Annotated in this window: 16 protein-coding genes and 1 pseudogene; 14 read left to right on the top strand and 3 right to left on the bottom strand. The window is 69.2% G+C overall.

Features of this window, described 5'->3' with window-relative positions; translation table 11 throughout:
- Positions 1-25 precede the first annotated feature (25 nt).
- Both ACQY9P_RS07885 and ACQY9P_RS07890 read left to right on the top strand, forming a co-directional pair.
- Complete coding sequence (locus ACQY9P_RS07885) at positions 26-2,704, top strand: PAS domain S-box protein (protein ID WP_421739800.1); 2,679 nt, start codon at positions 26-28, stop codon at positions 2,702-2,704.
- Positions 2,705-2,783: 79 nt separating this feature from the next.
- Positions 2,784-4,436, top strand: a complete 1,653-nt coding sequence (locus ACQY9P_RS07890; protein ID WP_421739799.1) for an MFS transporter — start codon at positions 2,784-2,786, stop codon at positions 4,434-4,436.
- Here ACQY9P_RS07890 and ACQY9P_RS07895 read toward each other — a convergent pair.
- Positions 4,433-5,329, bottom strand: a complete 897-nt coding sequence (locus ACQY9P_RS07895) for an NAD(P)-dependent oxidoreductase (RefSeq protein WP_421739798.1) — start codon at positions 5,327-5,329, stop codon at positions 4,433-4,435. The two genes, ACQY9P_RS07890 and ACQY9P_RS07895, sit on opposite strands and share 4 nt — an antisense overlap.
- 10 nt (positions 5,330-5,339) lie before the next feature.
- Positions 5,340-5,654, bottom strand: coding sequence for an MliC family protein (locus tag ACQY9P_RS07900; protein WP_421739797.1), 315 nt, complete (start codon positions 5,652-5,654; stop codon positions 5,340-5,342).
- Between the two features lie 244 nt (positions 5,655-5,898).
- Between ACQY9P_RS07900 and ACQY9P_RS07905 the strand changes: the two genes are divergently transcribed.
- The 7 genes and pseudogenes from ACQY9P_RS07905 to ACQY9P_RS07935 all read left to right on the top strand — a co-directional run bounded on the left by ACQY9P_RS07905 (position 5,899) and on the right by ACQY9P_RS07935 (position 10,523).
- Positions 5,899-6,432 (top strand): (2Fe-2S)-binding protein, encoded by a 534-nt coding sequence (locus ACQY9P_RS07905; RefSeq protein WP_421739796.1) that lies wholly within the window; start codon positions 5,899-5,901, stop codon positions 6,430-6,432.
- The gene (locus tag ACQY9P_RS07910; RefSeq protein WP_421739795.1) at positions 6,429-8,612 is read left to right on the top strand and encodes a molybdopterin cofactor-binding domain-containing protein; all 2,184 of its coding nucleotides are present in this window, start codon (positions 6,429-6,431) and stop codon (positions 8,610-8,612) included. Before ACQY9P_RS07905 ends, ACQY9P_RS07910 begins: the two co-directional genes overlap by 4 nt.
- Before the next feature lie 64 nt (positions 8,613-8,676).
- A pseudogene (locus tag ACQY9P_RS07915) lies at positions 8,677-8,859 on the top strand (response regulator transcription factor); the annotation flags it as partial.
- 121 nt (positions 8,860-8,980) lie between these two features.
- Entirely contained in the window at positions 8,981-9,259 is a 279-nt protein-coding gene (locus ACQY9P_RS07920; protein ID WP_421739794.1) for a hypothetical protein, read from the top strand.
- Positions 9,260-9,475: 216 nt separating this feature from the next.
- The gene (locus tag ACQY9P_RS07925) at positions 9,476-9,823 is read left to right on the top strand and encodes a hypothetical protein (protein WP_421739793.1); all 348 of its coding nucleotides are present in this window, start codon (positions 9,476-9,478) and stop codon (positions 9,821-9,823) included.
- A gap of 66 nt (positions 9,824-9,889) precedes the next feature.
- Entirely contained in the window at positions 9,890-10,333 is a 444-nt protein-coding gene (locus ACQY9P_RS07930) for a hypothetical protein (RefSeq protein ID WP_421739792.1), read from the top strand.
- A complete protein-coding gene (locus ACQY9P_RS07935) occupies positions 10,305-10,523 on the top strand; it encodes a hypothetical protein (RefSeq protein ID WP_421739791.1) in 219 nt (72 codons plus the stop codon). Before ACQY9P_RS07930 ends, ACQY9P_RS07935 begins: the two co-directional genes overlap by 29 nt.
- Here the strand turns inward: ACQY9P_RS07935 and ACQY9P_RS07940 are convergent.
- Positions 10,517-11,116, bottom strand: coding sequence for a nucleotidyltransferase family protein (locus ACQY9P_RS07940; protein WP_421739790.1), 600 nt, complete (start codon positions 11,114-11,116; stop codon positions 10,517-10,519). The genes ACQY9P_RS07935 and ACQY9P_RS07940 overlap by 7 nt on opposite strands.
- A 29-nt stretch (positions 11,117-11,145) precedes the next feature.
- Between ACQY9P_RS07940 and moaA the strand changes: the two genes are divergently transcribed.
- The 5 genes from moaA to moaC are packed head-to-tail and all read left to right on the top strand — an operon-like array spanning position 11,146 to position 13,891.
- Complete coding sequence (moaA, locus tag ACQY9P_RS07945; RefSeq protein ID WP_421739789.1) at positions 11,146-12,180, top strand: GTP 3',8-cyclase MoaA; 1,035 nt, start codon at positions 11,146-11,148, stop codon at positions 12,178-12,180.
- A 3-nt stretch (positions 12,181-12,183) separates the two neighbouring features.
- Positions 12,184-12,423 (top strand): MoaD/ThiS family protein, encoded by a 240-nt coding sequence (locus tag ACQY9P_RS07950; RefSeq protein ID WP_421739788.1) that lies wholly within the window; start codon positions 12,184-12,186, stop codon positions 12,421-12,423.
- Complete coding sequence (locus ACQY9P_RS07955; protein ID WP_421739787.1) at positions 12,420-12,866, top strand: molybdenum cofactor biosynthesis protein MoaE; 447 nt, start codon at positions 12,420-12,422, stop codon at positions 12,864-12,866. The genes ACQY9P_RS07950 and ACQY9P_RS07955 overlap by 4 nt, the downstream gene beginning before the upstream one ends.
- A gap of 3 nt (positions 12,867-12,869) precedes the next feature.
- Complete coding sequence (moaB, locus tag ACQY9P_RS07960) at positions 12,870-13,424, top strand: molybdenum cofactor biosynthesis protein B (RefSeq protein ID WP_421739786.1); 555 nt, start codon at positions 12,870-12,872, stop codon at positions 13,422-13,424.
- Complete coding sequence (moaC, locus tag ACQY9P_RS07965; RefSeq protein ID WP_421739785.1) at positions 13,421-13,891, top strand: cyclic pyranopterin monophosphate synthase MoaC; 471 nt, start codon at positions 13,421-13,423, stop codon at positions 13,889-13,891. Before moaB ends, moaC begins: the two co-directional genes overlap by 4 nt.
- Positions 13,892-13,957 lie beyond the last annotated feature (66 nt).

Below are 13,957 nucleotides of genomic sequence, written 5' to 3' on the forward strand. Positions count from 1 at the left end.
CCGGACGCAAACGACCGGAGCCTCCATGACCGCGCGCCTGTCTTCCGACGCGACCCTGCTCGCGTCCTCGCCGTTCGGCGAGGCGGAGGCCGCGCGCTGGTTCTTCGAGAACGCTCTTGACCTGTTCGCCGTCGTCACGCCCGAAGGACGGTTTTCGGTGGTCAACCCGGCCTGGACCGCCCTGACGGGCTGGTCCGCCGACGATCTGATCGGCCAGGCCTGCGTCAGCTTCGTCCATCCCGAGAGCCACGCCGAGCTGGTCGAGACGGGGCGCCGGATCCGCCAGACGGGTTCGGCCGTGAACCGGCTGCGGGTGTTGCGCAAGGACGGCGGAACGATCTGGCTCGAGGGCCATTCGCGGCGGGGACCCGGCGGCGAGATGGTCGGCGTCCTTCACGATATCTCGACCAAGGTTGCCGCCAGTCGCACCCATGAGATGCTGGCCGAGGCCGCCGGGATCGGCGTGTGGAGCTACGATCCGCGGAGCGGGGCGATCGAATGGTCGCCCGACGCCCTGATCGCCGCCGGCCTGTCGCCGGCCGACCTGGCCACGGTCGAGCTCTTCCTGTCGCATCTGCCCGACGACCAGCGCGACGCGGTGTTCCAGACCTTCGCCAACGCCGTGACCTCGGGCCAGCCCGGCACGGTGGAATATCGGTTGCGCGGCCGCGACGGCCAGTGGTTCACCCTGCGCTCGACCTTCCGGGGCGAACCCCTGGACGGCGGCCTGTTCGCCCTCAAGGGCATCTCGCAGAACGTCACCGAGGTGGCCCGCAGCCGCGACGCGGCGCTGTGGGGCGAGCGGCGGGCCCGCCAGCTGGTCGAGGAAGCGCCGTTCGCGGTGGCGGTCTATGACTTGGACCTGAGGCTGCGGGTGGTCAGCCCCAAGTTCCTCGAAGTGTTCAAGTCGACCGAGGCCGAGGTGATCGGCAAGTCGCTGGGCGTGCTCACCCAGGGCACGCGCCGCCGCTTTGTCTCGGCCGTGACCCGGGCGCTGTCCGGCGAGACGATCGCCCGGCGCGAGGACCGGCTGCGGGACGCCGAGGGCGTCGAACACTGCCTGCGCTGGGAGGCGCGGCCGTGGCGCAACGCGACCGGCGCGATTGTCGGCGTCATCACCTATATGGACGACATCACCGCCCTGGCCGACGCCCGGCGCGAGGCGCGGGTCAACGCCCGGCGGCTGCGGGTCGCTCTCGGCGCGGCCCGGGCCGGGGTCTACGAGATCGACCACGTGGACAAGGGCTTCTGGGGTTCGCCCGAGTTCCACCGCATCATGGGGCGCCGGATCAGTTATGAAGACGTCCATGAGGCCGTCTGGCCGATGATCCATCCCGACGATCGGGAGATGATCTATACGACCGCGGGCCAGTGGCGACAGGCCGGGCCCCAGACCTTCGATGTGCGCCTGGTTACCGCCGCTGGCCAGGAACGCTGGATGCGGATCTTCCACGAGGTCCGTCGCGACGCGGCGGGCCAGGCCCGCAAGGCGTTCGGGCTGATCCTCGACATCGACGAGAAGAAGCGGGCCGAGCTGGCCCTGGTGGCCGCCGAGCGCGCGGCCCAGGCGGCCAGCGAGGCCAAGGCCCAGTTCCTGGCCAATATGAGCCACGAGATCCGCACGCCCATGAACGGCGTGCTGGGCGTCATGCATCTGCTCAAGCGACAGACCCTGCCGGGCGACGCCCACGCCCTGCTGGGCGAGGCCCTGGCCTGCGGCCAGATGCTGTCGACCTTGCTGGATGACGTGATCGATATCTCGCGCATCGAGGCCGGGCGGCTGGAGATGAACCGCGAGCCCGTCGATCCGGGCGAGCTGGTGCGCGGCGTCGGCCGGCTGCTGGCCGCCCAGGCCGAACACAAGGGCCTGGTGCTGACGATCGACGCCCCCGATCTGGGCTGGATCGAGACCGATCCCACCCGCCTGCGACAGGCCCTGTTCAACCTGATCGGCAACGCCCTGAAATTCACCCTCAAGGGCTCTGTGCTGGTTCGCGGCCGGCGCCTTCAGACATCGACCGGCCCGACGATCGCCTTCGACGTCATCGACACCGGCGTGGGCGTGCCCCGGGCGGCGCAAGCGCGCCTGTTTGAACGCTTCGAGCAGGGCGACGCCAGCACCACCCGTCGGTTCGGAGGGTCTGGTCTGGGCCTGGCGATCACCCGCCGGCTGGCCGAGATGCTGGGCGGAGCGGTGGTCTTCGAGTCCGAGCCCGGCGTCGGATCGCGTTTCACACTGACCATAGCGGCGCCCCCCGCCGTCGCGCCGGTCGCGATCGAACAGCAGGCCGGCGAAATCCTGGCGGGTCTGCGGATCCTGCTGGTCGAGGACAACCCCACCAACCAGATGGTCGCCTCGCGCATCCTGGAACAGCTGGGCGCGTCGGTGCGTACGGCCGATGACGGGCTCTCGGGTGTCGAGGCGGCCCGGACGGGGGGCTTCGACCTCATCCTGATGGATGTGCAGATGCCCGGCATCGACGGGCTGGAAGCGTCGCGCCGGATCCGGGCCCTGCCGGGCGCGGCCGGCATGACGCCGATCATCGCCCTGACCGCCAATGTCATGGCCCATCAGCGCGCGACCTATCGCGCCGCCGGCATGGACGGGGTGGCCGCCAAGCCGATCGCTCCGGCCGCCCTGATCGCTGAGATTCTGCGGCTGACCGAGCCCGACAACCTGGTTCCGGACACCGCCGTCGCCTGAGTTTCCCCAGAGATCGAACCGCGCTAAAGCTGGCGCGAAGTGGGGCGTGGCCGCAGAGCGCGCCTCAAGGGGGAAGAGAATGACCGACCTGGCGACCAAGGAAGAAAGCGCGTCGATGCGCACGGTGGTGGCGGCTTCGTCCGCCGGCACGGCGTTCGAATGGTACGACTTCTTCATTTTCGGCAGCCTGGCGCAGGTCATTTCCAAGACCTTCTTCACCGGCCTCAGCGACTCGGCCGGCTATATCGCCGCCCTGGCCCTGTTCGGGGTGGGTTTCGCCTTTCGGCCGATCGGGGCTCTGGTGTTCGGCAAGATCGGCGACCAGGCCGGTCGCAAGGGCGCCTTCCTGGCGACGGTTCTGCTGATGGGCGGCGCGACCTTCGCGATCGCCTTCCTGCCCACCTACCAGCAGGCCGGAATCATCTCGCCGATCCTGCTGATCATCATGCGCTGCGTGCAGGGCTTCGCCCTGGGCGGCGAGTATGGCGGAGCGGCCATCTATGTGGCCGAGCATTCGCCCCCCAACAAGCGTGGCTGGTCGACCTCGTGGGTGCAGACCTCGGCGGCCTTCGGCCTGTTTGGCGCCCTGCTGGTCATCCTGGGGACCCGCGCCGCGATCGGTCTTGAAGCGTTCGACGCCTGGGGCTGGCGCATCCCGTTCGCCGTCTCGATCGGTCTGCTGGGCGTCTCGGTCTGGATGCGCCTGAAGCTCTCTGAAAGCCCCGCCTTCGCCAAGATGAAGGAAGAGGGCGAAACCTCGAAGGCCCCCTATGCCGAGGCGTTCGGCGAGTGGAAGAACATGAAGCTGGTGATCCTGGCTTTCCTGTCGATGATGTGCGCCCAGGGCGCCGTCTGGTACACCAGCTTCTTCTACGTCCAGACCTTCATGGAGAAGTTCCTCAAGGTCGATCCCGTCACCATCAACACCCTGATGATGAGCGCCACGGCCGTCAGCGCCGTCTTCTACGTCGTGTTCGGGGCGCTATCCGACAAGGTAGGCCGCAAGCCGGTGATGCTGGCCGGGATGACCCTGGCCCTGGCCTTCTATTTCCCCGGCTTCCACCTGATGGAGCGCGCCGCCAATCCGGCCCTGGCCGAGGCGTCGGCCAGGTCGCCGGTCGTGGTCGTCGCCGACCCCAGGGACTGCGCCCTGCAGTTCGACCCGGTCGGCAAGGCGGCATTCGTGTCGTCCTGCGACATCGTCAAGAGCACCCTGGCCAATGCCGGGGTGTCCTACGCCAACCAGAAGGCTCCGGCCGGAAGTCAGGCCGTGATGCGGGTGGGATCGGTCGAGGTGGCCTCGCCCAGCGCCAGGGGCCTGTCGAAGGCCCAGACCAAGGCCGTGAAGACCGCCACGGAGACGGCCATCAAGACCGCCCTGGTCAAGGCCGGCTATCCGGCCAAGGCCGATCCGGCGCGGATGAACACGCTGGGCATGTTCGGCGTGCTGTTCGTGTTCGTGATCGCCGCGACGGCGCTGTTCGGCCCGCTGGCCGCCTGCCTGGTCGAGCTGTTCCCGACCCGGGTGCGCTACACCGCCCTGTCGCTGCCTTACCACATCGGCACGGGCTGGGTCGGCGGCTTCGTGCCGTTCTTCGCCTTCGCCATCGTCACGGCCGTGGGCAATATCTATGCGGGCCTCTGGTATCCGGTGTTCTTCACCCTGGTCAGCGTGCTGACCACCCTGTTCTTCCTGCCGGAGACCAGGGGGCGCTCGTTGCACGAGGCCTAGCTTGCGGGCGCTGAGAGCAAGACCTCGACCGCAGTGCCGGCGGCGGTCAGGGCCTGGACCAGCGCCGGTTCCACCGGGCCGGTGATCAGGCGCACGATCTGACGACCCTCGGCGGCCAGCTGATTCAGGCGCTCGGCCGAGGCGTCCTCCGGCGTGATCCGCTCGACATCGCGGCGGGCCATGGTCAGGATCTGCGGATCGACGTCCGGATCGAAGATCAGGACGTCGGCCGCCGACAGAGCGCGCACCGCCCGCAGGGTCAGCAGGTCGGATGGACCCTTGCCGGCGATGAACCGCACCCGGCCCTTGCGCGCCGAGCCCTTGGCCAGGGCTTCGCGGAACAGTCGCCCGGCCGTCTCCATGTCGCCCGCCATGGCCGCCTGGGCCGCTTCGCCAGCGGCGGCGTCGCGCAGGAAGGCCCGGCGCTCGTGCAGGGCGGGCAGGGTCTTGCGCACCTCGTCCTGGAACCGGCGCAGCATGGCGGCGACGCGGCCCGCGCCTTCTGGCACCTGGGCCTCGATGTCGTTGCGCAGCATGGTGGCCAGCACCGGGGCCGAGCCGCCGGTGCCGACGGCCGCCACCACCTCGCCCCGGTCGATCACCGCCGGGGTGTTGAAGTCGCACAGGGCGGGCTTGTCGACCACATTGACCAGCACCCGCGCCGCGCGCGCCGCCGCCGCCGCCGCCTGGATGAACACCTCGTCGTCACTGGCCACGAAGGCGAGGACCGCGCCGACATAGGAGCCGGGCAGGAAGGCGGCGTGGCCGTCCAGCCGGACGATCGTGGCGGGCGAACCTTCGAACAGGCGCGCCTTGTTCTCGGCGCCTTCGCCGGAACCGGCGATCACCACCTTGCGGCCGGCGAGAGGGAAATAGGCGGGGAAGGAATCCAATGGTGCGTCCTCAGCGTGCCTGGCAGTCATTGTACGGTCCGCCGGGAAAGCCGGTCAGGGTGGCGTCGGGGCCCTTGCCCCAGATCTGGAAGTCGCCCTTCTGGTAGCGAGCGCCCGAGGCCGAGCGCGCCAGCGGCAGGGTTTTGGTGACGCCGCCGGCCGAGACGACCGCCTTGTTTCCCTTGGCCGGATAGGTGGCTGTGAAGCGCTTGCCGGCCTTGCAGGCATAGGTCACCGGCGTGGTGGTGGCCTCGGTCGGAGCCAGGGTGGCGCATCCCGAAAGGGTCAGCAGCGCCAGGGCTGAGGCAAGCAACAAGCGACGCAAGGCGAACTCCTGGCCAGGGGGCGCCGCGAAACAGGCGGCGTCCACAGCATACGCGGTTTCGCGGCCTCGCCGCGCTTCCTCTCATCGCCCGGCGCGCGTTTCCGTTCGACCGCTTTCAACCCGCCCGGGAAACCTCGCCGGCGGGCGTGGAAATATCGCTGGTCCAGGCCGTTGTGAACGGTGTTAGGATTGAAGCGCAGCAGGGTCCGCCCCCGGCCCTGCCTTCGTTGGGAGGCGAAGATTGATGGCCGCGACTCTGGATGTGAACGGCAAATCGGTGACGGTGAACGCCGACCCCGCCACCCCCCTGCTCTGGGTCCTTCGGGACGAGCTGGGTCTGACCGGAACCAAGTTTGGCTGCGGCATGGCCCAGTGCGGCGCGTGCACGGTGCATGTTGACGGCCAGCCGGTCCGCTCGTGCGTCACGCCGATCGAAGGCCTGTCGGGCGTCAAGATCACCACCATCGAGGGCCTGGGCGGATCGCATCCGCTGCAGCAGGCCTGGGTCAAGCATGACGTGCCCCAGTGCGGCTACTGCCAGTCGGGCCAGATCATGTCGGCCGCCGCCCTGATCGAGCAGAACAAGTCGCCGTCCGACGAGGACATCGACAACGCCATGAGTGGCAACATCTGTCGCTGCGGCACCTATCAGCGCATCCGCGAGGCCATCAAGGAGGCGGCGGGTCTGCCCTTGGTCGCCGCGGGCCAGCCTCACGCCGATATCGATGAAGCCATCGCAGCCGCCACCGGCGCGACCAGCCGCGGAGCTGGCCGATGAACGCGCCCTTCAACAAGCCGGACGGTGTCAGCCGTCGCGAAGCCCTGGTCGTCGGCTCGGCGCTGGTGGGCGGCGCCCTGCTGGTCGGCTGCTCGCCGGCCGACATCATGAGCGCCGGCTCCAAGGTCGAGGTCGGCGCCTTCGGGCCCTTCATCAAGGTCGCCGCCGACGGCGCGGTGACGGTGATCTCCAAGCACATCGAATTTGGCCAGGGCAATCACGCCGGTCTCGCCGCCATCGTCGCCGAGGAGCTGGACGCCGACTGGACCCGGGTCTCGGTCGAGCAGGCTCCGGCCAACGCCAAGCTCTACGCCAACGGCTCCCTGGGCGCCCAGCTGACCGGCGGCTCGTCCGCCATTTCCAATTCCTGGACCCAGTTGCGCACCGCCGGCGCCGCGACCCGGGCGATGTTCGTCCAGGCCGCCGCCGCCAGATGGAGCGTTCCGCCCGGCGAGATCACCGTCAAGGACAGCGTCCTGACCCACGCCTCGGGCAAGACCGCCGGCTTTGGCGATCTGCTGGCCGACGCCGCCAAGATCACGCCGCCCGCCAGCCCGGCCCTGAAGGACCCCAAGACCTTCACCCTGATCGGCACCGACCGGGTGCGCCGCAAGGACGCTCAGGCCAAGAGCGACGGCACGGCGCGCTTCACCCAGGACGTGCGCCTGCCCGACATGCTGACGGCCGTGGTCGCCCATGCGCCGCGCTTCGGGGCGACCGTGAAGAGCTTCGACGCCGCCGAGGCCAAGAAGGTGCCAGGCGTGGTCGAGGTCTATGAGATCCCGACCGGTGTCGCGGTGGTCGCCCAGACCACCTATGCCGCCCGCATGGGTCGTGAGGCCCTGAAGATCGAGTGGAACGAGGACAAGGCCGAGAAGCGCAGCTCGTCGGCCATTCTGGCGTCCTTCCACGACCTTGCCGTCGGCAAGGGCCCCGCCGACCAGAAGTGGGAAGCCTTCGATTCCAAGGGTGACGCCGCCGTGATCGCCGGCGCCAAGGGCGCCAAGGTGTTCGAGGCGACCTACGCGTTCCCCTATCTGGCCCACGCCACCATGGAGCCGATGAACTGCGTGGCCATGGTCGATGGCAACAAGGTGAAGATGGTGTTTGGCTCCCAGGGCCAGACTCTGGACCAGCTGAACGCCGCCAAGATCGTCGGAACCCTGCCGGGCTCGGTCGAGATCGAGACCCTGTTCGCCGGGGGCTCGTTTGGTCGCCGCGCCAACTTCCCGTCCGACTATGTCTCCGAGTGCGTCCACATCGCCAAGAAGGTCGGCAAGGGCCGGCCGGTGAAACTGGTCTGGACCCGCGAGGACGACATGCGCGCCGGCTTCTTCCGGCCGCAGGTGGTTCACGCCGTCAAGATCAGCCTCGACAAGGACGGCTATCCGGCCGCCTGGCGTCACCGCATCGTCAGCCAATCGATCATGAAGGGCTCGCCGATGGGCGGCAAGGGCCCCGACCAGACCGCCATCGAGGGGACGGCCGGCTCGCCCTATCTGAAGGCCACGCCGATCGTCGACGCCCAGCTGGCCCTGCCCGACGTCGGAGTGCCGGTGCTGTGGTGGCGCTCGGTGGGCGCGACCCACACCGCCTTCGTCATGGAGCACACCATCGACCAGCTGGCCCGCAAGGCCGGCAAGGACCCCGTCGACTATCGCCGGGCGCTGTACGCCAAGGCCGGGGCCGACCGGCACCTGGCGGCTTTGAACCTGGCCCTGGAAAAGGCCGGTCCCAAGCCGACCGACGGCTGGAGCCGGGGCGTGGCCGTGCACGAGAGCTTCGGCTCGGTTGTCGCCCAGGTGGCCGAGGTCAAGCTGGTGGACGGCGCGCCCAAGGTCGGCCGCGTGGTCACCGCCATCGACTGCGGCGTGGCGATCTCGCCCGACCAGATCGCCGCCCAGATGGAGGGCGGCGCCTGCTACGGCCTGTCGGCGGCGCTGTTTGGCGAGATCACCCTGACTGACGGCGCGGTCGATCAGGGCAATTTCGACGGCTATCGCGTGCTGCGCATCAACGAGGCCCCGCATGTCGAGACCCATATCGTGCCGTCGGGCAATGCGCCCAGCGGCGTGGGCGAGCCCGGCACGCCGGTGATCGCGCCGGCCGTCGCCAACGCCCTGCTGGCCCTGACGAGCAAGCCGACGACGCGGCTGCCCTTCTCCAGGCAGACCGCCTAGGTCTTCGCCGTCCCGCGCATCGCTTGCGCTGGACGGCGCGAGAACCTCGACGCATGCTAGCGGCATGGTGGAATCGGCCGAGAGCTTGAGCTTCGAGCGCCTCACGCCTCGTGAGCGTGAGATCCTGCGCCTGATCGCCAGCCACCTGCAGTCCAAGGAAATCGCCCGCCTGCTCAGCCTCTCGCCGAAGACGGTCGAGATGCACGTGCTCAGCGCGCGCCGCAGGCTGTCGGGCATGAGCCGCCGCGACGCCGCCCTGGCCTTCATCGCCTGGGAAGCCGACCCCGGTAATGACTACCGTAGGCAATCGGGCGACCTAGCCCTGGCCCCTGACCGGGTCTCTTCTCACCGTACAGGTGGGAACGACCATGAACGACAATCAGACCCGGAAAACAGCGCGGCCTCGCAACGAGACGTCGGGCTTCTTCATCGCCAGCTGGCAGTCGCTGGAAGAAGGTCTGACCCTGCTGGCGGGCACGCCGGAACGGGGTCAGCTGGTTTCGGAGACGGTGTCGGCGCTGAGGAAGGCGCAGGAGGCTGGCGACCCGCCGTCCAAACTGCTGCTGCGCGTCCTGGCGGCGACAGCCTTCCTGGCCGACGACCGGCCGCTGCGGAGCGAACTGGGAGGGGTTGGCGCGATGACCTGACTCCCCTGCAATGGCTGGGTCTCATCGTCGGACTGGCGGTGCTGGGCGGTCTTCTGCTCGGCGCCCTGACCACCGGAGCCCATGACTTCCTCTACGCCCTTCAGCGGTTCCGCGAGGGTTGGAGCCCGCCGCCCCCTCGGGCCGGCTAAACTTCAAAAACGCAAACCGAAACCTTCGCGCGCGCGGACCTGCTCCGCGTGACCGGGAGAGTCTTGCATGAAACGTCTCGATGCGGCCCGCGCTGGGGCCCACAAGCTGATGCGCGCCGAGGCGGCGATAGACGCCGCGCTGCGCGAAACCGCCGAGCTGATGGGGCTTTTGCCCAGCCTGCGGATGGAGGCCCACCTGTCGGCGGTGATCGGACAGGATGCGGTTGACGACCTGGGCGAGACCTTGAGCCACATCCTTTCAGCCCGGCGGACGATCATTCGGGCCCATGGCGGCCTGCAGACCGTGCGCGAACAGATCGGCTGCCGGTCGGTGTCGGTGGGCGAGCTCGACAAGCCCGAGGACGGGCCTCGCACCGGGGGCTTCCATGCGCTGGAAGGCGGTCGCGCCGCATGACGACCGGCTTTTCCAACGGCGCCGCTTACGGCATGGTCGCGCGCCAGTTCGCGTCGAGGCCATGCCGTGTACCACACCCTTACCCCGTGGATTTCCTATGGCGTGGCCGTCCTGATCTGCGGCTTCGCGCTGTGGAAGGGCGATCGCTGGCTCCGCTTCGTGGCCGCAGTCTATCTGGCGGGCTGGACGGCGTCGCCGTTCGTGGCGATCCGCGACCTGATGAGCCCCGAATGGGGCGTCATGGCGATCGACGTCTTGGTCATGGTCCTGCTGGTCTGGGCGTCGCTGAAGGCGCGGCGGATCTGGAGCATCGTGGCGGCGGCCTGCCAGATGATGAGCGTGGCCTCTCACATCGTCTCGATCATCGACCTGCGCATCTACATCGCCACGCTGGTCGCGGGCTTGGCCCTGCTCAGCTATGGCGTCCTGATCGCCCTGCTGGCGGGAACCCTTTCGGCGCTGCGCGCCAGGCGGCTCGCCGATGAGCGGGACCGCGACCTACATCCATGATGTCTCCCCCGAGGAGATCGCCGAGTTCAAACGTGGGCTCAATGCGCTGGACCCCTTCAGCCGGCGCATCCTGTCCCTGCTGATACCGCGCCTGATCGCCCTGGAGGAACAGGGCGACACCGACGGCGCCTTGCGGGTGATCGAGGAGATTCGCCTGATCCTGTGGGAGGGCCGGCGCACCCGTCACTGACCGGCCAGATCCTCCCGGCGGTCCACGTCAAACAGGACGCCGGGATCGCCGGTCTCCACCGCGAGGAAGCGGTCGCCCGCCTGCCGGATCAGGCCCTGGGCGCCGCTGTCGCCGTCGAGGGCGCGCAGGGCGGTGATCCAGTCACCGCCGAACAACACCGGATGACCCCGCCGACCGGCATGGGTCGGCGCGACGATCCCGTCCCGGCCGGTCAGGGCCTGGGCCAGGGTGGCGGAAACGTCCGGCCGTATCAGCGGCATGTCGCCCAGGAACACGAAGACGCCGTCCAGGTCTTCGGGTAAGGCGCGAGCCGCCGCGGCCAGGGACGCGCCCATGCCCCGGGCCGGATCGGCCACGCGAACGAGGCGCGCCTCGACGGTCTCGTCCAGATCGAGGATCGCCGCCTCGAGGTCGGGATCATCGCCGATCGCCACGACGACCGAGACGACGGGCGCGTTCAGGGCGCTGGCCAGCGCTCCGGCGATCAGGGGGCGGCCCCGAAAGGGCGCGGTCAGCTTGCCGCCGCCGAAGCGGGTTCCCAATCCCGCCGCCAGGACGATCGCCGCCAGCCGCGTGCTTTCGCTTTCCGCCATGTCGTCCAACGCTTATCCTGTCTCAAGACATGACGCCCTATGACGCCACCCCAATGCAAGCGGGCCTCGCCGCGCCCCGTCTGATCGACGGTTTCGGGAGAGCCGTCACCTATCTTCGGGTGTCGGTCACCGACCGCTGCGATCTGCGCTGCGTCTATTGCATGGCCGAGCACATGACCTTCCTGCCCAAGGCGCAGGTGCTGACGCTGGAGGAGCTGGACCGCGTGGCGTCCACCTTCATCGGCTTGGGCGTCCGCAAGCTGCGGCTGACCGGCGGCGAGCCGCTGGTGCGCAAGGGCTTCATGGATCTGGTCGGCAAGCTCTCGCGCCACCTGCGGTCCGGGGCGCTGGACGAGCTGACCCTGACGACCAACGGCACCCAGCTGGCGAAATATGCCGAGGATCTGGCGCGTCACGGCGTGCGGCGGATCAATGTCTCGCTCGACACCCTCAAGCCCGACCTGTTCAGGCGGCTGACCCGGGGCGGCGACGTCGCCCAGGTGATCGGTGGCATCGACGCGGCCCTGGCGGCCGGCATCGCGGTGAAGATCAACGCCGTCGCCCTCAAGCACGACAACGCCGATGAACTGCCGGCCCTGATCACCTGGGCTCACCAGCGCGGCTGCGACATGACCCTGATCGAGACCATGCCGCTGGGCGAGATCGACGAGGACCGCACCGACCAGTACCTGTCGCTCAAGGACGTGCGGCGTGACCTGGCCTCGTTCTGGACCCTGGAAGACCTGGCCTACGCCACCGGCGGGCCGGCCCGTTACACCCGCGTCGCCGAGACCGGCGGACGCCTGGGCTTCATCACCCCGCTCAGTCACAATTTCTGCGAGGCCTGCAATCGGGTGCGCCTGACCTGCACGGGAACCCTGCACACCTGCCTGGGGCGCGATGACGCCTCGGACCTGCGGGCCGTGATCCGCGCCGGCGCGACCGACGCCCAGCTGGAGCAGGCCATCTTCGCCGCGATCGGGTCCAAGCCGGAAGGCCACGACTTCCAGATCGCCGGCGCGCGGCCCGCCGTGGCGCGCCACATGTCGACGACTGGCGGCTGACCGATGGCGCGGGTGCTGCTGTTTGGACGCCTGGCCGACCAGGCCGGCTGGCGCGACCGGGCCTTCGAGGCCACGTCCCTGGCGGCGTTGCGCGGCCTGATCGCTCATGACGATCCTGATCTCGGCGAGGCCCTGAGCGGCCCGGGCGTCCAGGTGGCCGTCGACAAGACCGTGGTGCGCGGTGAGGCGGCGTTGCTGGCCGCCACCGAGGTCGCCTTCCTGCCGCCGATGAGCGGCGGATGATCACCCTCACCGCAGAGCCTTTCGAGCCCGGCGCGCTGCTGACCGCGTTCTGCGCCGGTCGCGACGAGACCGGAGCGGTGGCCAGCTTCGTGGGCCTGGCCCGCGCCGAGCAGGGCCAGGCCGCGGCGCTGGAGCTGGAGGCCTATCCCGGCTTCACGGACGTCGCGATCAGCGACTTCGCGGAAGCCGCCAAGACTCGCTTCCACCTGCACGACTATCACATCGTCCACCGCACCGGCCGCATCGGTCCCGGCGAGGCGATCGTCTTCGTGGCCACAGCCGCCGGCCACCGCCGCGAGGCCTTCGAGGCCTGCGACTTCCTGATGGACTGGCTGAAAAGCCGCGCGCCGTTCTGGAAGAAGGAGCACGGCCCGGACGGCGCCCGCTGGATCGAGCCGACGGACCGCGATAGGACCGACGCATCGCGTTGGGATCAGGAGTAGATCATGTCTGCAGCAGGCCTCACCCCCGGCGGCGGGATCAAGCCGGACCTTCCGTTCACGCCGGTGCGCGTGGCGATCCTGACCATTTCCGACACCCGCGACGAGGAAAGCGACACCTCGGGCCAGGTGCTGGTCGACCGCGTCAAGGCCGCCGGCCATGAGCTGGGCGGCCGGGCGGTGGTTCGCGACGACATTCCCCAGATCCGCGATCAGGTCCGCAACTGGATCGCGAGCGGCCAGGTCGACGCCATCGTCACCACCGGCGGCACCGGCCTGACCGGCCGCGATGTGACGGTCGAGGCGCTGGAGCCGCTGTTCAACAAGAAGATCGACGGCTTCTCGGTGATCTTCCACATGGTCTCCTACGCCTCGGTGGGCCTGTCGACCCTGCAGTCGCGGGCCACGGCCGGCCTGATCGACGGGGTCTTCGTGTTCTGCCTGCCGGGCAGCAACGGCGCGGTGCGCGACGGCTGGGACAAGGTCATCTCCGCCCAGCTCGACAGTCGCCACAAGCCCTGCAACATGGTCGAGCTGATGCCCCGGCTGCTGGAGCAGTGAGCAAGCTCACCCATATCGACGACCAGGGCCGGGCCCGCATGGTCGATGTCTCGGGCAAACCCGAGACGGCGCGCGAGGCGGTGGCGACGGGCTTCGTGCGGATGAGCGCCGAGACCCTGGCGCTGGCCGTGTCCGGAACCGGTCGAAAGGGCGATGTCCGGGCCGTGGCCGAGATCGCTGGCGTCATGGCGGCCAAGCAGACCTCGAACCTGATCCCTCTGTGCCACCCCCTGGCCCTGTCCAAGGTGGTGGTCGAGGTCGAGCCTGCCGAGGGCGGCCTCGCCGTCACCGCCCGGGTCAAGACCACCGGCCCGACCGGGGTCGAGATGGAGGCCCTGACCGCCGTCTCGGTGGCCTGCCTGACGATCTACGACATGCTGAAGGCCGCCGAGAAGGGCATGGTCATCGAGGCCGTGCGCCTGATCGAGAAGACCGGCGGCAAGTCGGGGGACTGGAAGGCCCAATAATCCCCGCTCTCCCCGGCGAAAGCCGGGGCCCAGATTCATCCAGAGCCTTTGGGGGTGATCCGCCTT

It is taken from the genome of Caulobacter sp., assembly GCF_965279145.1.
Lineage (GTDB): Bacteria > Pseudomonadota > Alphaproteobacteria > Caulobacterales > Caulobacteraceae > Caulobacter.

Coding starts and splice junctions, on each gene's coding strand:
- ACQY9P_RS07885 (WP_421739800.1), top strand. CDS start 26: ATGACCGCGCGCCTGTCTTCCGACGCGACCCTGCTCGCGTCCTCGCCG.
- ACQY9P_RS07890 (WP_421739799.1), top strand. CDS start 2,784: ATGACCGACCTGGCGACCAAGGAAGAAAGCGCGTCGATGCGCACGGTG.
- ACQY9P_RS07905 (WP_421739796.1), top strand. CDS start 5,899: ATGGCCGCGACTCTGGATGTGAACGGCAAATCGGTGACGGTGAACGCC.
- ACQY9P_RS07910 (WP_421739795.1), top strand. CDS start 6,429: ATGAACGCGCCCTTCAACAAGCCGGACGGTGTCAGCCGTCGCGAAGCC.
- ACQY9P_RS07920 (WP_421739794.1), top strand. CDS start 8,981: ATGAACGACAATCAGACCCGGAAAACAGCGCGGCCTCGCAACGAGACG.
- ACQY9P_RS07925 (WP_421739793.1), top strand. CDS start 9,476: ATGAAACGTCTCGATGCGGCCCGCGCTGGGGCCCACAAGCTGATGCGC.
- ACQY9P_RS07935 (WP_421739791.1), top strand. CDS start 10,305: ATGAGCGGGACCGCGACCTACATCCATGATGTCTCCCCCGAGGAGATC.
- ACQY9P_RS07940 (WP_421739790.1), bottom strand. CDS start 11,116: ATGGCGGAAAGCGAAAGCACGCGGCTGGCGGCGATCGTCCTGGCGGCG.
- moaA (WP_421739789.1), top strand. CDS start 11,146: ATGACGCCCTATGACGCCACCCCAATGCAAGCGGGCCTCGCCGCGCCC.
- ACQY9P_RS07950 (WP_421739788.1), top strand. CDS start 12,184: ATGGCGCGGGTGCTGCTGTTTGGACGCCTGGCCGACCAGGCCGGCTGG.
- ACQY9P_RS07955 (WP_421739787.1), top strand. CDS start 12,420: ATGATCACCCTCACCGCAGAGCCTTTCGAGCCCGGCGCGCTGCTGACC.
- moaB (WP_421739786.1), top strand. CDS start 12,870: ATGTCTGCAGCAGGCCTCACCCCCGGCGGCGGGATCAAGCCGGACCTT.